Genomic DNA, 21,667 nt, shown 5'->3' on the forward strand with positions numbered 1-21,667 from the left:
GATCACGGCCCCAGCTCCACATGTGTCAGGTCACGCCTGAGCGCTTTCCAAGCCGGCCCGCTGACGCCGGCCGGCGGGTGAGGCTGACGCCCGGTAAACGGGCTCACCGCCTGGCCGTGACTGTCAGTGAATGAGGCGCGGAGTGGAGCCGGACCAGCGGGCTCCATGATACGGACCAGCGACCCATCAGGCATCTCGTATTGGGTGCCCGGTGACGTGGTCGGTTTACTCGGGAAGTTTGAGTCGCGGAAGCCCGCTTCCATCCGTGATCGGCTGGTTGAAACGACAACGCCGTCGGCGTTGGCGATGAAATCCGCCCGCCGCGGAGGAGTGGAGGCACCGCCCGCGCCCCCTGCCGGACAGGCGGTGAGCCCCAGCGGGTCAGACCAGCCGGTCGGGTTGACGACGTAGCTGTGGGGGTCGTCGGCCGGCGCAAGGCCCAACGGGTCGCTGGTGGTGTAGCGCGCGGCGGCGGGGTCGTAGTAGCGGTGCCGGTTGTAGTGCAGGCCGGTCTCGTCGTCGGCGTACTGGCCGGGGAACCGGATCGGGCACTGCACCGCGGGATCAGCGTATTTTGACGAACCGTTGGCAGCCTTGAACGTTCGAGGCGCACCCCACACGGTCGATTCGGCATTCCTCCACGCTACCCGGCTGCCGTCGGGGGTCACCAGTTCGGTCGGGGTCCCGACCAGATCGCTGACGATGGCGAAGAACTGGGCATCGGCGGCAGATCCACCGACGGTCTGACCGACGGTCTGACCGACCGGCCGCCAACTGCCCGGCAGGTACTCCCAGGTGGTCACCTCCGGGTCAGCGCCGGTCGAGGTCCTCAATTTGCTCTGCTCGATCAGCCGGTCGCCGTCCCAGGCGAACAGGGTCTGCTCGAGGACGCCGCCGTCCAGATCCAACCGCTGCTTGCTGATCCGCCGGCCGAACACGTCATAGTTGTAGGCCCACCGCTGATCACCCGAAATGGCGGCGACCATCCGATCGTCGGCGTCGTAGCGGTAGCGCCAGGTCTCGGCCTTTTGCGACAACCGCTTCCGCGTCCGGGTGACCACTCGACCCTGCCGATCGTGGCCGTACGACACGCCGCCGGCGCGGGTGACCAGAGTGCCCGCATACTCCCGCAGGCCGGCACCCTCAACCGCACCAGCGGCCGCGGGAGCGGCGCTGACCGCCGGGTTCGCACCGACCGCACCGCCCACCGACGCTGCTGTCACATTCCCGGAACGGTCGTAGACGTAGCTCTCCGTCCACCATGCCGCCTGCACTCCGACTACCCGACCGGAGCTATCGAGGTCGAAACGGCGCGAAGACCCGGTCAATCCGTCCGACATCCCGGCCAGCGCGCCGTCGATGCGGTAACGGAAACTGCGGGCCGTCGCCAGAACCGGGCGATCCCCGACCTTCCCGACTGCTCCGGCGACAGATCCCATGACCTGATTCACCAACCGGTGCGCCGCATCGAAGGTCTGCTCCAACCGGCCGCCGGCGGAGAAGCTCCGGCCGACCTCCCGCCCGGCGGCGTCGAAGGCAAACGTCACTTGCTGGCCGGCGGTCTGCAAGGTCTGCGGACGGCCGGCTGCATCGAAGCCCCACTGCGACAACACCCCTGACGGCGTGGTGCGCGAGATCCGCTGCCCCGCAGCGTCGAACGTCGCGGTCACACTGTGGCCGTTGACGGTCTCCCGCACCACCCGACCACAGGCGTCGCGGTCGAGATCGACCACAGCGCCCGGAGACTCCGCGCTCAGGAGGCGACCGGCCCGGTCGTACTCCATCCGCGTCATGCCATCAATGGTGGTTCGTTCGACCAGATCACCGGCAGTGTTGTAGCCCAGGACAGTCTCCTGGCCGAGCCCATTGACCATCGTGATCAATCGTCCCGCGGCGTCGTGCCGGTACTGCTGGAGCCGGCCGTTGAAATCAGTCTCGGCCGCCAGACGCCCCGCGGCGTCGTAGTCGTAGCGCCAGCGCAGACCGGCCGGGTTCTGCACCGACGTCAGACGCAGTTCGGTGTCGTAGCCGAACAGCATTCGCCCGCCGTCCGGCTCGATCCGGACCACGGGCAGGTCGAAGACGCCGTTCTCGATGACGGTCCGGGCGCCGGTGGCGTCCGTATGGGAGGTGAGATTGCCCTCCCCGTCCCAGGTCCACTCCTCCCGCGCGCCGTCGGGACCGACCTGGAACGCCAGCTTGCCGTCCCCGGTCCAGCCGAGCGTGGTCACTCCCCCGAGCGGGTCGACACTGCGGACGACACGGCCGAAGCCGTCGTATTCGAATCGGGTGGTGCCCCCGAGCGGGTCTGACACCGAGGCCGGTAGCCCGGCGGCGTTCGAGGTCACGGCGGTCGTCGCACCGAGTGGGTCGGTGATGGACGCCACGGCACCGTTTGCGTTGCGACCGAAGACTGTGGCAGCGCCGAGCGGATCGGTGGTGGAGACTAGATTGCCAGACCCGTCGTAGGTCCGCGTCCACTCCGCGCCGGTTACGTCGACAGCCCGAACCGGAAACCCGATGAAGTTGCGCTGCAACAATTCTCGCAGACCATCGGGGTAGGTGACCTCGACCAATCGGCCGGATCCGTCGTACTCGAACTGGGTGGAGCGGCCGAGCGGATCGGTGCGCACCAGCAAGTGGTCGTGGCGGTCCCACACGGACGCCGTGACGTTGCCGAGCGGGTCGATCTCGCGGGTGACCTGGTGCGCATGGTTGTACTCGTACGTGGTGACGCCGCCGAGGGAATCAGTAACCAGTGTCCGCCCGGGAAGGTAGGAGAACCCGTACGACAGCACACGTCCGCGACCGGACGTCCGCACGCAGCGACCCTCTTCGTCGTACTCGTAGCGGTACCAGATGTCGTTGCGGTCGCGCCACCCGACGATCCGCTCCGACTCCCAGTCGAACCGGAGCGGATCTCCGTCGGAGTTGTTCACCCGCAGCATGTTCCCGAGCAGGTCATAGCCGAACGAGGCGACCAGGATGTGGTTCGACCCGTCCTGCACCCGAAGTCCCGTCACCCGCGAGCCAACGGAGTCGACATCGACCCGGTAGCCGGCGGAGTGCCGGACGGCGCTGACCAGACCTCGGTTGCCGTAGTCGAAGGAGATGGAATTGCCGTGGTGGTCGATGATCTCGAGCAGTGCGCATCGGTCGTCGGCGTCCGGAGCTGCGAACCGGCGGGTGACCCGGAGGTCGGGATCCTCCACCGTCCAGCCACCACCGGCGATCCGCCGCAGCGGCCAGCGCTGGATCCCTTCGGTCGGCCAGAAGGCAATGCCGTCGGCAGCCAGTGCGGCGTCGGGGTAGTACAGCACCACGCCGTCCTCGGCGACGAAGCACGCACCGCCGTCGGACCCGATCTCCACCCGCTGATCCAGCGTCGAGGCCCAGGAGTGACCGAACGAGCCGCCCCACCGGTAGGAACTCTTGTAGACCCGCTTGAGCGTCAGCGGCAGGACACCCGGAAGCTCCAGATCCGTCTGGATCATGATCATCTCGCCGGTGACCACGTCGATCGGGTCGCCGGCGCAGGGCAGGCTGTCGGCGGGCGTGTCGTGCCGGGCAGCGGTCCCCGCACCGTCGGCCGCCCGGGAACCGGCCCGGTCGACGCCGGCGACGGCGTTCTCGGCGTTCCGCCCACCCGAAGCCACAGTTTCGACACCCCGCGCGTCCTTGACCACCGTCGACGCGGTCCTGGTCGCCCCGACCAGCGCATCCGCACCCTTGGCGACCTCGCCGGCCGCCCGCCCACCCGGTATCAGACCGGCCGCGTCGATCACCAGGTCGACGACCGATCCCTTGCCGGTGGCGAGCATGACGGCGCCGTCGATCACCAGCGCGCCGGCGCCGGTGGCCAGGGCGATCGGACCCATGATCGGGGCCAGTACCGGGATCATCGCCAACAGACCGGCGATGCCCGAGATCTGCTTCAGCACGCTTGATATTGCCGTCAGGACATCGGCGTGATCCCTGATCCAACCGCCGACGGCATTGCCCAGCTTGCCCCAGAACCCGGGCGGCTCCTCGAATCTGGTCCCCGCGGCCTGATTGATCGCATTCGCGCAGGTATCGACGGCTGCATTGTGCTCGGACCGGACCTGGTTCGCCGCATCCGTAGTCGCCTGCAGGGCGGAATTCGCATTGCTGAGCTGGGAGGAGGCTCCCCCGGACTGCGGCTTGTAGGTGTCCGCCGGCAACGTCTCACCGGGTTTGAGCGCCTTGGTCTGGGCTTCGACGGCACTGGTGTGCCGGGAGTCGGCGGTGTGCGCGTCGGCCACGGCGTTGCTTGCAGAGTTTACCTGGGACTGCTGGTCGGACGCCTTCGCCGACAACGTGGCCATCCGTTGCTGCAGGCTCTCCAGTGTGCTGGCGTAGTTCTGCAAGGCAGACGAGACCATCGACCAGGCCTGCGACGTCGTATCCAGGTGAGGTGGCAGATCGTTGTTCAGCTTGTCGCGGTAGGTGTCCGCCTCGTCTCCCTTGAAATCACCGGAGTCGATGCGGCGAATGTCGGACGACGCACCCGAGGCCGCCACGGAGAACATTGACCATTTAGTCGCAGATGACCGAATTGACTCTGCGTCCCCCGTCAAGGAGAAAACCGACGAATCCACCATTGATCACACCCCGCACTCATCACTGGGCCGCACACGCCCCCAAACCCTGCCATGCCGCTGCAGGCCCGCCTGTCTGCCGGTCAGCCTCCGACGATAGAGCGTCGGTCGAGGTTCCCACCGGATCTGCCGAACTTGTGGACAACCCTGGCCGGAGCGGTTGCTACTCCGTCGTCCTGCAGGCTGCTCGCTCTCCTGCTTTGATCAACTCATGGTCATCAGGGGTCGGCGACGGTGGATGGTTCTCTTGGTAGGGGTAATGCTGACCGGGTGCACCGGTTCGCCTGATCCGGCTCCGGCGACATCAGGTTCGACGTCAACTCTGACATCGCCCGTGACTCAGGGCGTACCGAGCTCGACAGCACCGACGTCGAGCGGTTCCACGCCGTCAGTCTCCAGCACTTCCTCCAGGCCGCCGTCGCCGAGCACCGCAGCGCCACGCACGACGTCATTGACGTCATCGACGTCATCGACGTCATCGAGTCAGCACACGAGCACCACGCCGCGGCAACCGGTGGGCTCGACCGAGAGGTTCCGATTGGCCGACGCCGTGCGTGAACACGTCATGATCGACCTGAAGCGGGACCTCGACCGCGATGGCAAGGACGACGTGATCTCCGTCGACATCGTCCGACCGCGGACGTCGGGTCGGGTTCCGGTGATCATGGAGCAGTCCCCGTACTACGACGGAGCGGGCCGCGGCTCGCTGAGCCAGCGCAAGGTGCGCAATACCGCCGGCGTGGTGGTCGGGATGCCCCTGTTCTACGACAACTACTTCGTCCCCCGCGGTTATGCCTTCGCTGCGATGGACAGCCCGGGTCAGGGCCGGTCCACCGGCTGCGGCGATTTCTACGGGCCGGCCGACCGCGCCGCCGTCAGCGCCGTGCTCGACTGGTTGGGCGGATCTCGCACCGCGACATCCGATGCTGGTCAGGCGGTGTCGGCGACCTGGTCGTCCGGTCGGGTTGGAATGATCGGCAAGTCCGCCGATGGCGCGGACGCGCTGACTGCGGCGGCCACCGGGAACCCGGCCCTCAAGACGGTGGTGTCGATCGAGGGTCTGGTCGATCTGTTCCCGCTCAACAGCACAGCGGCCGCGGAACCCATGATGTTCTTTCCCCAGGTGGACGGAACCCAACGGGGCTGGAACCCCGCCTGCGATCCATTCAATGCGGTCATGACCACCCAGCAGAACGCCGGTGGTGTCACCTACAACCAGTTCTTCCGCGATCGGAATGGCCTGGAATCCATCGGCAAGTGGCGTGCCGCGACGTTCATCGTGACCGGCCTGCGAGACCTGGTAGCACCCGCGAATGAGTCCCTCAAACTGTGGGAGGCCCTGGGCGCAAGAAAGATTCCGCGAAAATTGTGGCTCACGCAGGGTGGCCACGCAGATCCGTTCGACCTGCGCCGGGCGCAATGGGTCGATACCCTGCACGCGTGGTTCGACCGCTACCTCCTCGACCTGCCAAGCGGCATCGAGACCGCACCCGCGGTCACCGTCCAGAACGCCGATCTGTCCTGGCGTGACCAGTCGATCTGGCCCGCTCCTCCTGCGCCGCAGGTCTTCCGGTTCAGCGGCCAGGCACTCGAACCGAAGCCGCCGGTCACGTCGCCGCCGACGGCTCTCGGCACGATCGTCGCTCCGGCCGGACTGAGTGCGACTGCAGTGAACGACCTGCTGGACCCGCTCTACGATCCGAAGGTTGCGTCGGCGGGACCCGGACAGCGGGTGCTGCTGTTGACGGCCCCACTCGTCGCGCCGCTGCGGTTGTCCGGCCGACCGCAGGTGATCCTGCCCCTGCAGGTGGTCGGCTCGCGCGCCCAGGTCGTCGCGACCGTCGTCGACTACGGCACCGGCAACCGGGTCGCGACCACCGACGATCTCGATGGCGGGTTGGTGCCGGCGGGCGGCCAGGATTGCTGGGGTCAGAGCGCCGGACGTGACAGTGCCTGCTATCCCAGGCTTTCCATGGCCACCCGGCCGAGCAAGTGGGGTGTGCTGTCCTCCGGCGTGCTGGACCTCGGCCTCAACTCCGCCGGCACCGCGCGGCTTCCGATCGCCCAACGCACCTGGCTGACCGCGGCCGTGCCGATGAAACCGGTGGACCTGCTGATCCCGGCCGGACACCGGATCGGGCTGCTGCTGACCATGAGCGACACTTTCGGTGCCCCGCCGCCGGACGGCGAGCAACTGACGATCGGATCGACCGGCTCGCTGACCCTGCCGGTGACCGCCGGCTGACCCGGCCGGTGCAGGAGCGCGGGAGTTCGCGACACACGGACTCGCCCATCAGGGCGTCAGCCTCGAAAGACCAGCGGCCGGAGGTGTCCTATGGGCTGTCGGCAGCGGGACCTTCGACTCTGCCGCACCCTCCACCACCGGCAAAGAATCGGTAAAACGGACGTCATTCGCTGTGGATGACCTTTCTCCGTGAGGTGGAAGGTCCAACGCTGATGAGAAATGTGATGATGGCGAGCAGTGCAGTGTTCCTCGCGACGCTGATCCGAAGGCGGTACCTGCGGTGGGGCGTCACCGCGGCGGAGCAATGGTCCTACCTCCCAGGCGACACGCTGCTCCCGGACACGAATCTCATGGCCACGAGGGCCATCAGCATTCATGCGGCACCCGAGGACGTCTGGCCTTGGATCGCCCAGCTCGGGCAGGGTCGCGGCGGGTTCTACAGCTACGACTTCCTGGAGAACCTGATCGGCTGCGACATCCACAGCGCGGACCGCGTGCACCCCGAGTGGCAGCACCCAGCGGTCGGTACCGAAATCAAACTGGCACCACAACTTCCCCTTTCGGTGGCCGCGCTCGAGCCCGGTACAGCCCTGGTGCTGCGCGGGGCCGTTCCCATGGGGTCGACGGCGCCGCCGTACGACTTCACCTGGGCCTTCGTGATCCGTCGGGCCCCGGACGGGACGAGCCGGCTGGTGGTGCGGGAACGCTACCTCTACAAGAACCGGTGGGCCCCGTTGATCGTCCAGCCGGCCGAGCTACTCAGCTGCCTGATGAGCGTTCGCATGCTGCGCACCATCAAGAAACGTGCGGAACAGGCGCCCGGCGACTCGCTGCCGCTCACGGCGAACGTCCTCACGCTCCACCCGAACTCTCCTGCAGCCCAGCACTTCGAACGACGCCGACCGCGGAATGTCCCCAGCGCAAACACGATCGACCAGCAGATCAAGGAAGTCCTGCGATGAAATCCGGACGCATCATTGCGCTGGTCGTCGGTTGCCTACTGCTGCTGCCCGGAATCGGGACACTGTTGGGCGGTGGCGGCCTCGCGTTGGGCTACGCCTTCGGTCGGAACGACGACGGCTACTTCTCGTTGACCGTCAACGATCTGCACAGCCCCACGGCGGCGATCACGGCCCGAAGCCCTGCGGTCACCAATGATCTCGGTACTCCCGTCTGGCTGACCGACGAACTGCGCACCGACGTGCGCCTCCGTGTCGCATCGACCGATCCCGCACAGAAGATCTTCGTCGGCATCGGGCCGGCCGCTCAGGTGGACACCTACCTCCGCGGCATCACCCACGATGACGTCACCTCGCTCACCGGAGGCGGAAGGCCCGTCTACCGGACCACCGCCGGGACCGGCGAAGCGACAGTGCCGTCCGAGCAGACCTTCTGGGCCACCAAGGCCACCGGCACCGGGTCCCAGGGGCTGGACTTCACCGCCACCGGTGGTCAGTGGGTGATGGTGCTCATGAACGCCGACGGGACACCCGGGATCACCAGCGACGCTGCCTTTCAGGTCAAGGCGCCATTCCTGCTGCCGCTGGCCCTGATCCTGCTGGGCTTCGGGCTTCTCGTCACCGGCGGTGCGATCGCCCTGATCGTCGTCGGCGCCTCCGGCCGGCGGCGGGACCGGGACGGAGACCGACTCCTGCCACTGAACTCGACGCTTCCTCCAGGGCGGGGTGTGACTGCCACCGCCGAGCATCCGGTCGTGCTGACCGCCCGGCTGGACCCGGGGTTGTCCCGGTGGCTGTGGCTGGTGAAATTGTTCCTGGCCTTTCCGCACTTCCTGATCCTGTTCTTCCTGCTGCCGGCGTTTGTCCTGGTCACGGTCGTCGCAGGAGTCGCCATTCTGTTCACCGGCGTGTATCCGAGGGCGCTGTTCGAGTTCAACCGCGGCGTCCTGCGCTGGACCTGTCGGGTCTCCTACTACGCGTTCTCCGGTGGCATCGGCACCGACGAGTACCCACCCTTCAGCCTGGGTAGAGCTCCGGACTACCCGGTCGTTCTTGACATCGCCTACCCTGTGCGGCTTTCCCGCGGGCTGGTCCTGATCAAGTGGTGGCTCCTGGCCATCCCGCACTACCTCATCCTGTCGGTGGCGGTCGGCAACTGGTTCGGCTGGAGCTCCTTGGACGGCGACCGTTTCGCGCTCGGACCGATCGGCGGCGGCGGGGTACTCGGTCTGCTCATCGTCGTTGCGGGTTGTGTGCTGCTGTTCACCGGCCGGTACCCGACGTCGCTCTACAACCTCATCGTGGGGGTGAACCGCTGGATCTACCGGGTCGTCGCGTACTCGGCCTTGATGACCGATCGGTACCCACCGTTCCGGCTCGACCAGGGCGGAACCGAGCCCACCAACCCGCCGCCGTGGCACCCGACCGCCGGTCCGGCCGACCCCCGCACCCCGGAACCGGCGGGTAGCCGAGGCGGACCATGACCCACACCGCATCCCCGGTCCGATCGGGCCCGGGGCAGGCGGCCCGACCCGAGAAGGGGCTGCTCGCCTATGTTCTCCTCGCCTACGGGCTGAGTTGGTTGTGGTTGGTGCCGTTGGCCGTCGCGGGCTTCCGGGTCCAGGAGGGCCAGGGCTGGCCCACCCATTTCCCGGCGTTGCTCGGGCCCATGGTGGCCGCTGTGCTGGTCGCGTGGCGAACCGGAACGCTCCGCCGACTGCTGACGGGCATGGTCCGGGTCCGCGTGTCCCTCCGGTGGTGGGCGTGGGCGATCAGCCCGCTGCTCCTCCTCGGCGTCGCGTTGGCGGCTGACAAGATCGCCGGACAGCAGCTGCCGGCGGTCGCTGATTTCGCCCGGATGAGTGGTCTCTCCTCGGCTCTGGGCGTCACCGGGGTGGCGATCCTGATGTTGCTCGTCAACGGTTTCGGGGAGGAGACGGGTTGGCGAGGTTTCGCCCTTCCCGCTCTGCAGCGCCGGTTCTCGCCGTTGACCGCCATGCTGGTGCTCTCCTTGATCTGGGCCGGCTGGCACCTACCGATGTTCCTGGTGGTGAACAACTTCCGCGACTTCTCGGCCGGAACGGTGATCGGCTGGCTCCTCGGGCTCACCGCCGGGTCGATCGTCCTGGGCTGGTTGTACAACCGGTCCGGAAGCATTGCCCTGGTGGCGGTCTGGCACGCGGGCTTCAACATGGTGAGCGCCACGGCCGCGGCGAGCGGGATCGTCGCTGCGGTCGTCACCACGGTCGTCATGGTCCAGGCCGTCGTCCTGGTCACTGCCGAACTGGTAGCGCGGCGGCGGGGCCTCCCGACGGTGCTCGGTCCCCGGACGAATTCGACCCACGCCGGCCCGGCCTCCCAACTTCGGCTCGCAGGTCGGCATTCTCGCCTTCCAACCGGAGCACGAGGATGATTCCGGCCAGGTTGAGACCGCCGGCGAGCAGGTCCCTGATTCGTCGCAGGCGGGTCAGGTCGTCGTTGCTGTAGCGGCGGGTGCCGCCGTCGGTGCGAGCGGGCTCCAGAAGTCCGCGGCGTTCGTAGGCGCGGATGTTCTGCACCCCGACATCGGTGAGTTCGGCAGCGACGGAGATGCCGTAGACACCCCTGGCGTCCTCACCCGCTGGCAGACCGGACTCGCCGCTCAGCAGATCGGGCAACTCAAGTTCCTCTCATGGTTCTCACACTTGCGATCGCCGTCGAACCGCTGCTATAAAAAAATCTATCACCACCGCCACACATCAGGACGGTGGTGACCGGATAGGGCATCACCCTGACTGTCTGAGGAGGAGGAAAGAACCAATGCTGATGCGCACTGATCCGTTCCGGGAGTTCGACCGGCTGAGTCAGCAGGTCGTCGGAACACCCGGGACCCTGGCCCGACCGTCGGCCATGCCGATGGATGCCTGGCGTGAAGGTCACGAGTTCGTCGTCGAGTTCGATCTGCCCGGGGTGGACCCGGATTCGATCGACCTGGACGTCGAACGCAACGTGCTGACCGTGAAAGCCGAACGCAAGCCAGCGCAGGGCGACCGGGAATTCGTTGCTGCGGAGCGCCCACGCGGTGTCTTCAGCCGCCAATTGATCCTCGGGGACACGTTGGATACCGAACGCGTGAAGGCCGCCTACGACGGCGGTGTCCTCACGCTCCGAATCCCGGTCGCCGAGAAGGCCAAGCCCCGCAAGATCCGCATCGACCAACCGGCCCAGCAGGACCGGAAGCTCGTCGACGCCTGACCCCGACCCGTCACAAACCGACCCAGGTAGGTGAAGACGAATGGCGAACAACGTGGAGACGACGGAGGTCTTCCTCGCCCTGTGGCTCGACGAGGACATGCTGCGGGCCGAGTTCGACGCCATCATCGCCGCGGAATGGCCGACACGGGTGCCGACCCGAATGGCTCAGAATCGTTGCCAGAGGCCGAATTCGGGTCCCTCGCACCGATGGATACCGGCTCGCTCCCGACCACTGGTGGGTTCCGAGCCGGCTCCCGCCAGAGACCCCGGCCAGGAGCGCTCACCGCCTCGCGGCACTGGATGGTGAGCGCACCAGCAAACCTGACCGAACCGAATCAGAGGAGGTACGAAATCACAGGGCTCACGAACACTTGATGATCAGACACTCACCAAGAGCCGGTTCCGTTGCGTTGCAGGGCATCCCCCGCCGCGCACCGGGACCGGCTCTTCGATGTGTTTGCTGGAAATGTAGACGGCCGGCCGGGCTACCCGCGGCCAGAACCGAGGCGGATCGAGGCGGTGTAGGAGTCCTGGTTCGGCGCCGTCTTGCCGGGATTGCCACGGAAGTCCGTCCACGACGGGTGAAGCTTGAGATCGGCACCCAGCACGGCTCCCGTGTAGTCGCCGATGAAAAGGCCCTGCACGACATTTCCCTGGTCATCGGTCCCGACGAACTGCACCTGGGGGTTGGAGGACTCGGTGGTGATCCGGTGGATAGGCAGGGACCGGCTCCGCAGCACGTCCGTCGACGTCCAGTACGCGTAGTCCAGGTTGATACCGGAACTGTCGTAGTGCCGCGTGTACGACGTCACCGCGACGACGCCATATCGGATGGCGATCGCGCCGAAGACCTCGTCCTCGGAGGTACCGACAGCGATCGTCCTGCTCCAATGCGAGCCGTCGGCGGACAGCGAGACGATGTTGTCTCCGTTGGATTTGATCGAGGCTCCCGTCGTCGGGTCGTACCGCCCGTTCCGATCATCCGCCCAGGTGAGAGCGAGCAGACCGGTGAACCGGTCGTAGTCGAGCTGCGGGTAGCTGTTGATCCGGAAGTTCTCGCCGGTCAGCGTCGGGGTGCCGAGCGGCTCGTCGAACGGGAAGTCGTAGTTGGTGTCGACGATCGCCTTCTTGAACGTGCGCCCATGATCCTTGGACGTCGCCACCACCGTGACGTCGCGGTCGCCGTTGCCGACCTGGTCGCAGGCGAGCGTGGCACAGACCTCGCCCTCGTACGCGATGTACAGGGTGCCGTCGCGTCCGACCTTCGGATTCGAACCCTGCGAGAACGGCGTCAGCCCATGTGGTTGGAAGCCGTCCAACGTGGTGTCGACCCGGGAATAGGGGGCGAAAGTGCGACCGTAGTTGGCGCTGGCCGCCACCACGATCGGCGATTCCAGATAGCCGCCGTCAGCAGTATCGGCGAACCGGGACCAGGTCACGTAGACCCGTCCGCTGGTCTGGTCGGCGGCCAGCCAGATCTTGTCGTTGAAGATCTGGCTGGGGAACAGGTTGCCGGCGGCATCGACGCCGTCCGCCTGGATCAGGATCGGGTTGTCCCAGTGCAGGCCGCCGTCATGGGAAACGTTCAGCGCGATGCCATTCGCTGCTTCGGTACCGGCACCGGTCGGCACGCCGCGGCTGAACACGATGTTGCCGTAGTACACGGTGTTGTGGGGCCCGAAGGCGAGGACCGGGTCACCGGCTGAATCCATCTGGGCGAAGGCGCCGCTACCGCCGGTCTGGAACGTCAGATGCGGCAGCTGGACGTTCTTCCATGTCTTGCCGCCGTCGAAGGTCGTGTACGCGTAACCGGATCCGTCATTGCGCTGCTCGCGGCTGTTGAAGATGCGGTAATCGTTCGTCCCGGCGACCAGGTTGTCGGGGTTCTCCGGATTCACCGCAATGGTGTTCTCGTTCTGCGCGGCGCTACAGCCGGTCTGGGAGCCGACCCCGACGATGGTGTCACCCACGATCTGGTCGACGTTCGGGGCGATCTTCTGGTAGGGATTCGGTAGCCCTACGCCGTCCTGGCACAGGGCCGAGAGGTTCGGCCCTTCACTTCCGCGATCAGCATCTTTCGCCGACAGCAGGGCTTTCAGACCAGGGTTGCGACGCCGGTCCGGCAGCTCGGCCCGTGCGTTCGGATGGGCGGTGACGCCAGGGGATCCCGGATCGATCGGGGGCGGTTTGCTCGCCGCCTGGGCCGTGGCCCCGCCGACCAGCGGGATGATCATGGATCCGGCGAGAGCCAGGAGCGCAACGAGAGCCGTTCTGCCGAGGCGAGGCGACACAGTCATCAACTTTCTCTGATGGTGAACAGTGCGAAGGACCTCACTAGACCTGATCCCTGTGGTGTCGGCAACACCAAGTGAGCCTTTCGAGCTGTGCGCCACCGGAATGGAGCAGTGCTGCGGCCATTCGAGGTCAGCGGAACCACCCGTCAGGGCCACGGGCAGATCCGATTCTCGGGGCGTACTGCTCGAAGAAGACCTTCGCCGTCAGCTCGCGACGACTCCCGACCCCCGCCTTGGCGAAGATGGATTTGAGATGGTCCTGCACCGTATACGGCGAGAGGTAGAGGCTCCGCGAGATGCCCGCCGTGTCAACACCCTGCAGGACAAGGGAAGCCACATCCTCCTCCCGATTGGTCAGCCCGAACGAGGCCACCACCAAGGGGACGATCTCGGGGGCGCCGGCGATCTCCAGCGTGATGACGACATCACCGGTTCGACCGTTGGCGGTGGTCAGTGCGGCAGCATGGACTACCAGCCACTGTCCCGAGGCCGTCCTGATCCGCGACCGCGGCGCAACCGCGCTTCCGAGCTCGTGGGCCCGCGCCGCTGCCGTCATGGCCGTCAACGACATCGGCAGTGCACCCCAATGAATACCGCCCAGTTCCTCGATACGTTGCTGCGCAGCTGAAGTCACCGAAAGCAGCTCGTTGTTGGCGTCGATGACCATGGCGGCCGGCCCCGTGATCGAAAGCGCGGTTCCAGCGGTGCCAATGACCAGGGACGATCGGAGCCCGATGGCCACCAATTCGCAGATGGTCTCGACAAGATCGGCCTCATCCTGGGTGAACCCACCAGGACCGGTCGATCGATACAGACCGATCGCACCCCACATCCGGCCGCCGGTCCGGAACGCGGCACGCATCTCGTGGCCGTGCGAAAAGCGAGGGCGCAGGAATTCCCGAAAGCGTCGACTGCGTTCAGGCTGCCCACCCGTTTCCGTCTGCAGCACGGCGACCGGGACCGGACGCCGCACGAGGTCGGAGAATTGGAGGTAGTCATCGTTCATCCCGTACTCGTACCGGGCGAACTCCTCGTCCGCAGAGTCACCGCTGTCCGTCTTGACCACGCCGGTGATCAAACCGGTGGACGGGTCCGTCGTCGCCAGGCAGGCGTAGTCGAAAGGGATCGCGCGACCCAGCAACTCACAGATCGCCGCACAAAGCCCCTCGGTGGAGCCATTCTCGGTGATCAGGCCGGTCAGGCGCAGGCGGAGTGCCTCCGCTCGCAGCGTTCGGCCACCGACCATGCGGAAAACCTCCGTCCGTCCGGGCTCGGAGCCATCAGGAGATGACAGCGTCCCACTGCGCGCCGCCGAAGAGAACCCCAGAACGCTGGGATGGCCCCGCGTCGACCGGCCCCGCAGGCTTCACCACCGACAGCCCGCAGATCGGACGAAAGGTAGCGCCAGATGACACTCGACCCACGGATCAGGATGTGGCCGGCGGAACCCAGCGTCGCGCCGGAACCGATTCCACCCGCCCCCGTAGATGTCCGGGACATGATCGTGGTCCACACTGCGCTCCTTCGCGAATACCGGCTCACGCCGGCCCTGATCCGCCTGGTGGCTGACGGTGACGTTCGGAGGGCGGAGATCGTTGGGGCGCACCTTCATTTCCTCGACGACCTCCTGCACCATCACCATGCCGGTGAGGACGATCTGCTGTGGCCGAAACTGCTGGCCCGGGTGCCGGCCGAGCTGGCACCGTTGATCGAGCTGATGGAGCTGCAGCACCATCGGATCGAGGTGGCGTTGAACCTGGTGAACGGTGCGCTGGCGGCGTGGAGGGCGTCCGCGGACGTGGAGATCCGCGACCGTCTGGCCGACCAGGTGCAGGAGTTGCATGCGCTGCTCGCCACCCACCTGGATACCGAGGAGCGGGATCTGCTGCCGCTGGCCTCCACGTGCCTGACTGCGCAGGAATGGCAGGAGATCGGTCGGTCCGGCGTCAGTGCACTGCCGAAGCTGAAGGTACCCATGGTGTTCGGAATGTTCATGTACGAAGGCGCCCCGGAGGTGCTGGCGGACATGCTGCGGACCGTGCCTGCCTTGCCGCGGCTCCTGCTGCCGGGCATCGCGCGGCGCAGCTACGCCCGTTACGCCCGAAAGGTGCACGGCGTCCCAGCCCCCTGACAAGCTGGCGGCGTGACCGGCCGGCGGCGCGACGGCATGGTCCGCGGTAGGCGCGGTGGGCGCTTGACACGCTCTACCCTGGACCGGAGATGATCACACGAAGAGAAGCCGCGGTCCGGCTGGACATTTCACCGGAGATGGCGCTGCGCAACGGGTTGCCGACTCGGATGTCCGAGGCCGAGGTCGCGCGACTGGACGCCGATCCGCCGGCCTGGCTCGCCCAGTCCAGGGCGAACCGGACGGGTCGGAAGCCAGTGTGGGTCGAGCTGACGTGCCACGTCTGCGGTAGCACCGAGATGGCGCGGCCCAAGAAGTGGTGGCCGGAGTTCACCTACGTCAGCTGCGATACCCACGGCCGCGACGAGCTTCCTGACGTACCGGACGGTTTCGTGCGGGGCGAGTACGAAGGCATCGGTACCCACTTCGTTGGGGTGCTCGACGAACCCGTCGACCACTGATGCGGCGAACAATGCTCTACCTGGCACGACGCCTCCAGTAGGCGGCCAACGACGTCGCCCGCACGAGCAGGGTGCTGGACGACGGACCCGCACTCCAGTGGTGCCAATCCTTTTTGATCAGATCGTCAGGAACTCGGGTGCGATCGGATCGGCGAGCCAGACACGGTCGTTGCCGAGTCTGAAGACGATCCCTCTTCTGCCGGCGGCTACCGCCGCCACGGCGATGACGACCAACTCTGGGCCCTTGCGCCGACCGACCTGCTCAGCCATCTCCCTGTCCACCGACAGATGCACGTACTGACGGCCCATTGGCTTGAGGCCTTCGGTCTGGATGATCCGCCAGGCCCGGGCGGACGTACCATGGAAGAGAATCTCGGGCGGCTCACCGACAGCCTTCGGAATTTTGCCGGCCAGGGAGTGCCCGTACAACGCCCGAATGGATCCTCCCTGCATTTGGTGCCGCTCCTTGTCAGCCTTTGCGATCATGTCGATGAGGTCCTCGGTAGTCGCCTCAGCCAGTTGGCCACCCCGTGCCCGAGCCGCTCGGAGCAGAGCTTCGATCGGAACCCACCCCTCGGGATCGGGCTCGAGGCCGTACGCCGACGGATCATGTCGCAGCGCATGCGATGCCATACGGCTCAACTGCTTCAGGCCGCTGTCGTCCATGATGGCTCCTCCAGTCCCTGCTCTACTCGTAATCGATGAACTCGTCGAAGGCTGCGCGGAGCCAGGCCTTGAAGTCAGGAAAGCGGGCGCGCTGCTCCCATCCGGGACTTGCCCAATCGTGCACGATCGCGATGTCCCCGGTATCCAGGTCCCAGCACGCGACGTCGTCGTTGTTGATCCTGCGTGCGAAGGGCACCAATTGTCTGGTCGGATAGCGTTCCCCTAAACCGATTCTCATTTCCACCAGGATTTCGCCGAAGAGAAGCTGCCAAGGCTCGAAGTCGAGGATTCCATTGTCGATGAGACGTAGAAACGCCACGGGATACGAAAACTCAGGCGGAAGATCGGAGGAGGGCAGCAGGTCGACCATCAGCTTCCATTCCATCCGATGATTGGCGACCCCTGGGGATACCTGGTGCGGTAGGGCACATTCTGGCCACCGATACGATTCAGGATGCCTCCTCCCCACGTAGTCGGCAGGACCCTTCGCGCCGAAGTCATTCGTACAGCGGCCCTTCGGGTGATCGCGTCTGCATGATCGTGGATCCGGGCCTGCACGTTGACGTCTGCCCGTCGGGCGGCCAGAACGCGGGTGTTGTCAACGGCTGTCAGGCCACCGTCAGGCATTCGGACCACATCGATCGGCTCACCGACCCACCCATCTGCTCTCATGCTCTGTTCGATCTCGGCGGCGTCATTGACGGAGGTCTGGCTGTAGCGGACATCAGCAGGGCGAACTGGTTGGCTCCCCGAACCTGTTCCGCCGCAGGGCGTAAGCCCCAGCGGGTCGGACCAGCCGGTCGGGTTGTGGACGTAACGATACGGGTCGTCAGCAGGCGCGAGACCCAGCGGATCGGCGGTGGTGTATCGGCCGACCGCGGGGTCGTAGTAGCGATGGCGGTTGTAATGCAGGCCCGTCTCGTCGTCGGCGTACTGGCCCGGGAACCGGATCGGGCAGTCAACACGATTCTTCGACTGCTGTTGGTCCGGCGAGGATCTGTTGACCACCTTCGAGAACGGACCGGGCGGCCCGGAAGATCGGGGCGCACCCCACACGGCGGCATCGGCATTGGTCCACGCTACCCGGCTGCCATCGGCCGTCACCAGCTCCGTCGGAGTGCCGATCAGATCGCTGACGACCGCGAAGAACTCGGCGTCAGCAGCGGTACCGCCGACGATCTGACCCACCGGCTGCCACGTACCGGGCAGATACTCCCAGGTCGTCACGACCGGTACACCATCATCGGCCGCACTGATCCTGGTTTGCTCGATCAGCTGATCGCCGTCCCAGGTGAACAGCGTGTGCTCCGCGAGCACACCTTGGCCGTCCACGAGCTGCTTGCTGGTCCGCCGGCCGAACGCGTCGTAGGAGTAGGTCCACCGCTGGTCACCCGAAGTCGCGGCGACCATCCGGTCGTCGCTGTCGTAGCCGTAGTGCCAGGTCTCGGCCCTCTGCGACAACCGCTTCCGTGATCGCGCGACGAGCCGCCCCTGCCGGTCGTGACCGTAGCGGACCCCGCCGGCCCGGATGACGTGCGCGCCCGAGTGGTCCCGGCGCCCGGTGATCGGGAGCTGATCCGCATCGCCCCCTGGGCTGCTCGCGAACTGTCGAAGGTTCCCGGAACTGTCGTAGGCGTAGCTCTCCGTCCACCCGGCGGCCTGCACGCCGACGATGCGGCCGGCGAGGTCGACTTCGAACCTGCGTGACGTCGTGGCCACGTGGTCGGACATGGTGGCGAGCACACCATCGACGCGATAGGCGAAGGTGCGAGACATGATCGGGGCCTTTCGGCTGGGCACGCCCGAGCCGGCAACGGAAATCGCCGACAGCGGATCGGCAACCGTGCCCAAAACCTGGCTGATCAGCCGATGCGCCGCGTCGAACCCCTGCTCCAGCCGACCGCCGCCGGAGAAGCTCCGACGGATCTCCCGTCCGGCGCGATCGAAGTCGAACTCCACCTCCTGCCCAGCGGTTTTCAGGGATCGGGCCCGGCCGACATCGTCGAACTGCCACTGCGACAGCACTCCCGCTGGGGTCAGCCGCGAGATCCGGCGTCCCACGGCATCGAGCGCGAGGACGACGGAGCGGCCGTCGACCGTCTCCCGCACGACACGGCCGCAGAGGTCACGCTCGAGATCGACCACTGAGCCTGGAGATTTGGCGCGAATCAGCCGGCCAACCGGGTCGTAGGTCATGCGCGTGGCGCCGTCAGCGGTGGCCTTCTCGACAAGATCCCCTGCGGCACTGTAAGTCAGGGTCATCTCCTGACCAAGCCCGTTGGTGATCGCCACCAGTCGGCCGGCGTCGTCATGTCGGTACTGCTGGAACCGACCGTTGAAGTCGGTTTCGGCGACCAGACGTCCGGCAGCGTCGTACTCGTACCGCCATCGCAGGCCAGCCGGGTTCTGCACCGAGGTCAGACGCAGTTCCGTGTCGTAGGTGAAGATCATGCGGGCGCCGTCCGGCCCGGTCCTAGCGATGGGCAGGTCGAAGATCCCGTTCTCGATGACGGTCCGGGCGCCGGCTGGACCGACCTGTGAGGTGAGATTGCCTTCACCGTCCCAGGTCCAGTGCTCCTGCCCGCCGTCCGGACCGACGCGGGAGGAAAGCTTCCCGTCGCCGGTCCAACCGAACACCGTCACACCGCCGATCGGATCAACCGTCCGAACCAGCCGCCCGCGGCCGTCGTGGTCGAAGTGCGTGGTGGCGCCCAGCACGTCGGATACGCGGATCGGCAGACCGGCGGGATTCGTCGAGATCGTGGTGACCGCACCGACCTGGTCGGTGACGCTCTCGACGGCGCCGTTCGCAGCGTGGGTGAACCGGATCGTGCCGCCCAACGGATCGGTGCTGCACGTGAGGTTGCCGACCGAGTCGTACGCGCGCGTCCAGACGGCTCCGGCGGCATCCACCGTGCGACATGGAAGTCCATCGTGGTTGCGCTGCAGCATCTCCCGCGTCCCATCTGGATGAAGGACCTCGATCAGTCGGCCGTTGTCGTCGTACTCGAACTCAGTCGAGCGGCCCAGCGGATCGGTCTTGAGCAGCAGGTGGTCGTGACGGTCCCAGACCGATGCGGTGACGTGCCCGAGCGGATCGATCCGACGGGTGACCTGATTCGTCCGGTTGTACTCGTAGGTCGTGACACCGCCGAGCGAATCGGTCACCAGCGTTCGGCCCGGCAGGTACGAGAACCCATAGGACAAAACACGTCCACGCCCGGCCGTCCGGACGCAGCGGCCAACTTCGTCGTAGTCGTACCGGTACCAGATGTCGTTGCGGTCACGCCACCCGATGATTCGGCCGTCCGCCCAATCGAACCGCATGGGCCGTCCCTCGGAGTCGTTGACCCGCAACATGTTGCCGTGCCCGTCATAGACGAAGGAGACGGCGGTGTTCGGGCCTCCGACGTCGTCAACCCGCAGAGCCGTCACGAGCGAATCAGTGCAAACGACCTCGACGTGATACCCGCCGGAGTGCCGGATGGTGCTGACCGATCCGTCCGCGCCGCGATCGAACGTGATGGTGTTGCCATACCGGTCGCTGATCTCGCGGAGAGAGCAGCAGTCGTCCTCGTCCGGTGGGGCGAAACGGCGGATGATCCTCCCGTCCGGATCCTCGACAGTCCAACCACCACCGGTGATTCGCCGTAGCGGCCACCGTTGGATACCTTCCGTCGGCCAGTAGGCAACGCCGTCGGGGGCTGATGCCGCACCCTGGTAGTGGAGCACCACGCCGTCCTCGGCGACGAAACAAGCCCCTCCGGTCGAACCGATCTCGACCCGCTGATCGAGGGTCGAGGCCCACGACGGTCCGAAGGCCCGGCCCCACCGGTAGGAGCTCTTGTGGACACGCTTCAAGGTCAGGGGGAGCACGCCCGGAAGCTCGAGATCCGTCTCGATCATGATCATCTGGCCGGTCACCACGTCGATGGGATCGCCGACACACGGCAGGCTGTCGGCCGGAGTGTCGTGGAGGACCGCGGTGTCGGCACCGTCTGTCGCCCTGGAACCAGCCCGATCTGTTCCGGCGGCCGCCTTTTCGGCGCTACGCGACTCGGAGGCGACAGTCTGGACGCCCCGGGCGTCCTTCGCCACCGTCGAGGCGGTCCTGGTCGCGCCCACCACTGCATCGGCGCCCTTGGCCAACTCCCCGGCCGCTCGCCCTCCCGGGATCAGCCCCGCGGCGTCGATCACCAGATCCGTCAACGATCCCTCGCCGGTGGCGGCCATGACAGCGCCGTCGATGACCAACGCTCCGGCGCCCGTGGCCGCGGCGATCGGCGCCATGACCGGCGCGAGGATCGGAATCATGGCCAGCAGTCCTGCGATGCCCGAGATCTGCTTCAGCACCGCAGAAATCGCGCGGAGTACGTCAGCATGATCTCTGATCCATCCACCGATTGCGTTGCCCAGGCGCCCCCAGAAGCCCGGCGGCTCCTCGAATCTCAACCCGGCGGCGTCGTTGATCGCCCTGACGCACGTGTCGATCGCGGCGTTGTGCTCGGCCCGCATCTGATTGGCCGCATCGGTGGTGGCCTGCAGTGCTGCGGTCGCACTGTTGAGCTGGGACGAGGCGACGCTGCACTGCGGCTGATATCCGTCAGCGGGAAGGCTCTGCCCGGGCTCGAGCGCCCTGGTCTGCGCCGCAACGGTTTCCGTGTGTATGGCATCGGCGGTCCGGGCGGCGGCTGCCGCGTCGGTCGCGGAGTCCAGTTGGGACTGCTGATCAGCGGCCTTCGCCGACAATCCGGATATCCGCTGCTGCAGGCTCTCCAGCGTGCCTGCGTACGTCTGCAACGCTGATGCCACAGACGACCACGCTTGCGATGTGGTGTCCAGGTGAGGTGGTAGATCCTGGTCGAGTCTGTCCCGATAGACGTCGGCCTCGTCGCCCCGGAAATCACCGGAGTCGATACGCCGGATGTCCGAGGAGGCGGTCGACGCAGCGGTGGCGAAAGACGACCAATTCCTCGCCGACGACTGGATCGACTCCGCGTCTCCGTTCAGCGAGAAGACAGATGTCTGCACCGCTGATCACCCCCTTGTCCGGCTTGGTCC

Annotated in this window: 13 protein-coding genes and 1 pseudogene; 7 read left to right on the forward strand and 7 right to left on the reverse strand. The window is 66.5% G+C overall.

All coding sequences use genetic code 11. The features are described 5' to 3' along the window. Positions 1 to 2: 2 nt before the first annotated feature. The gene (locus tag ABIB25_RS18955) at positions 3 to 4,622 is read right to left on the reverse strand and encodes a DUF6531 domain-containing protein (protein ID WP_354530066.1); all 4,620 of its coding nucleotides are present in this window, start codon (positions 4,620 to 4,622) and stop codon (positions 3 to 5) included. Between the two features lie 562 nt (positions 4,623 to 5,184). Here ABIB25_RS18955 and ABIB25_RS18960 point away from each other — a divergent pair. The 4 genes and pseudogenes from ABIB25_RS18960 to ABIB25_RS18975 all read left to right on the forward strand — a co-directional run. Then, entirely contained in the window at positions 5,185 to 6,864 is a 1,680-nt protein-coding gene (locus ABIB25_RS18960) for a CocE/NonD family hydrolase (RefSeq protein WP_354530067.1), read from the forward strand. A gap of 212 nt (positions 6,865 to 7,076) precedes the next feature. After that, the gene (locus ABIB25_RS18965; RefSeq protein ID WP_354530068.1) at positions 7,077 to 7,826 is read left to right on the forward strand and encodes an SRPBCC family protein; all 750 of its coding nucleotides are present in this window, start codon (positions 7,077 to 7,079) and stop codon (positions 7,824 to 7,826) included. Continuing rightward, positions 7,823 to 9,307, forward strand: coding sequence for a DUF4389 domain-containing protein (locus tag ABIB25_RS18970; protein ID WP_354530069.1), 1,485 nt, complete (start codon positions 7,823 to 7,825; stop codon positions 9,305 to 9,307). Before ABIB25_RS18965 ends, ABIB25_RS18970 begins: the two co-directional genes overlap by 4 nt. A 374-nt stretch (positions 9,308 to 9,681) precedes the next feature. Further along, a pseudogene (locus tag ABIB25_RS18975) lies at positions 9,682 to 10,008 on the forward strand (CPBP family intramembrane glutamic endopeptidase); the annotation flags it as partial. Between the two features lie 88 nt (positions 10,009 to 10,096). Here ABIB25_RS18975 and ABIB25_RS18980 read toward each other — a convergent pair. Next, complete coding sequence (locus tag ABIB25_RS18980) at positions 10,097 to 10,450, reverse strand: MerR family transcriptional regulator (protein ID WP_354530162.1); 354 nt, start codon at positions 10,448 to 10,450, stop codon at positions 10,097 to 10,099. Between the two features lie 172 nt (positions 10,451 to 10,622). Here ABIB25_RS18980 and ABIB25_RS18985 point away from each other — a divergent pair, with 172 nt between their 5' ends. Continuing rightward, positions 10,623 to 11,057, forward strand: coding sequence for an Hsp20/alpha crystallin family protein (locus ABIB25_RS18985; RefSeq protein ID WP_354530070.1), 435 nt, complete (start codon positions 10,623 to 10,625; stop codon positions 11,055 to 11,057). 485 nt (positions 11,058 to 11,542) lie between these two features. Here the strand turns inward: ABIB25_RS18985 and ABIB25_RS18990 are convergent, their stop codons facing one another. Together ABIB25_RS18990 and ABIB25_RS18995 are read right to left on the reverse strand one after the other, a co-directional pair. After that, positions 11,543 to 13,354 (reverse strand): sialidase family protein, encoded by a 1,812-nt coding sequence (locus ABIB25_RS18990; protein WP_354530071.1) that lies wholly within the window; start codon positions 13,352 to 13,354, stop codon positions 11,543 to 11,545. A gap of 127 nt (positions 13,355 to 13,481) precedes the next feature. Next, the gene (locus ABIB25_RS18995) at positions 13,482 to 14,597 is read right to left on the reverse strand and encodes a LuxR C-terminal-related transcriptional regulator (protein WP_354530073.1); all 1,116 of its coding nucleotides are present in this window, start codon (positions 14,595 to 14,597) and stop codon (positions 13,482 to 13,484) included. A gap of 162 nt (positions 14,598 to 14,759) precedes the next feature. Here ABIB25_RS18995 and ABIB25_RS19000 point away from each other — a divergent pair, with 162 nt between their 5' ends. Both ABIB25_RS19000 and ABIB25_RS19005 read left to right on the forward strand, forming a co-directional pair. Further along, a complete protein-coding gene (locus tag ABIB25_RS19000; RefSeq protein WP_354530074.1) occupies positions 14,760 to 15,482 on the forward strand; it encodes a hemerythrin domain-containing protein in 723 nt (240 codons plus the stop codon). Positions 15,483 to 15,571: 89 nt separating this feature from the next. Continuing rightward, entirely contained in the window at positions 15,572 to 15,940 is a 369-nt protein-coding gene (locus tag ABIB25_RS19005) for a hypothetical protein (RefSeq protein ID WP_354530075.1), read from the forward strand. A 117-nt stretch (positions 15,941 to 16,057) separates the two neighbouring features. On the opposite strand, the gene ABIB25_RS19010 is transcribed toward ABIB25_RS19005, so the two are convergent. Genes ABIB25_RS19010 through ABIB25_RS19020 form a run of 3 tightly spaced genes read right to left on the reverse strand, consistent with a single transcriptional unit; the run spans position 16,058 to position 21,637 of the window. Further along, complete coding sequence (locus ABIB25_RS19010) at positions 16,058 to 16,606, reverse strand: RNA 2'-phosphotransferase (protein ID WP_354530076.1); 549 nt, start codon at positions 16,604 to 16,606, stop codon at positions 16,058 to 16,060. A gap of 22 nt (positions 16,607 to 16,628) precedes the next feature. Continuing rightward, the gene (locus ABIB25_RS19015) at positions 16,629 to 16,991 is read right to left on the reverse strand and encodes a hypothetical protein (protein WP_354530077.1); all 363 of its coding nucleotides are present in this window, start codon (positions 16,989 to 16,991) and stop codon (positions 16,629 to 16,631) included. Then, positions 16,976 to 21,637 carry an RHS repeat-associated core domain-containing protein gene (locus ABIB25_RS19020; protein WP_354530079.1) on the reverse strand — a complete coding sequence of 1,554 codons (4,662 nt, stop codon included), beginning with the start codon at positions 21,635 to 21,637 and terminating at the stop codon, positions 16,976 to 16,978. The genes ABIB25_RS19015 and ABIB25_RS19020 overlap by 16 nt, the downstream gene beginning before the upstream one ends. Positions 21,638 to 21,667 lie beyond the last annotated feature (30 nt).

The organism is Nakamurella sp. UYEF19 (assembly GCF_040546275.1).
Taxonomy (GTDB): Bacteria; Actinomycetota; Actinomycetes; order Mycobacteriales; family Nakamurellaceae; genus Nakamurella.

What these genes read in the sequence shown, in the direction of transcription:
- ABIB25_RS18955 (WP_354530066.1), bottom strand. Translation starts at nt 4,622, where the DNA reads ATGGTGGATTCGTCGGTTTTCTCCTTGACGGGGGACGCAGAGTCAATT.
- ABIB25_RS18960 (WP_354530067.1), top strand. Translation starts at nt 5,185, where the DNA reads ATGATCGACCTGAAGCGGGACCTCGACCGCGATGGCAAGGACGACGTG.
- ABIB25_RS18965 (WP_354530068.1), top strand. Translation starts at nt 7,077, where the DNA reads ATGAGAAATGTGATGATGGCGAGCAGTGCAGTGTTCCTCGCGACGCTG.
- ABIB25_RS18970 (WP_354530069.1), top strand. Translation starts at nt 7,823, where the DNA reads ATGAAATCCGGACGCATCATTGCGCTGGTCGTCGGTTGCCTACTGCTG.
- ABIB25_RS18985 (WP_354530070.1), top strand. Translation starts at nt 10,623, where the DNA reads ATGCTGATGCGCACTGATCCGTTCCGGGAGTTCGACCGGCTGAGTCAG.
- ABIB25_RS18990 (WP_354530071.1), bottom strand. Translation starts at nt 13,354, where the DNA reads ATGACTGTGTCGCCTCGCCTCGGCAGAACGGCTCTCGTTGCGCTCCTG.
- ABIB25_RS18995 (WP_354530073.1), bottom strand. Translation starts at nt 14,597, where the DNA reads ATGGTCGGTGGCCGAACGCTGCGAGCGGAGGCACTCCGCCTGCGCCTG.
- ABIB25_RS19000 (WP_354530074.1), top strand. Translation starts at nt 14,760, where the DNA reads ATGACACTCGACCCACGGATCAGGATGTGGCCGGCGGAACCCAGCGTC.
- ABIB25_RS19005 (WP_354530075.1), top strand. Translation starts at nt 15,572, where the DNA reads ATGATCACACGAAGAGAAGCCGCGGTCCGGCTGGACATTTCACCGGAG.
- ABIB25_RS19010 (WP_354530076.1), bottom strand. Translation starts at nt 16,606, where the DNA reads ATGGACGACAGCGGCCTGAAGCAGTTGAGCCGTATGGCATCGCATGCG.
- ABIB25_RS19015 (WP_354530077.1), bottom strand. Translation starts at nt 16,991, where the DNA reads ATGGAATGGAAGCTGATGGTCGACCTGCTGCCCTCCTCCGATCTTCCG.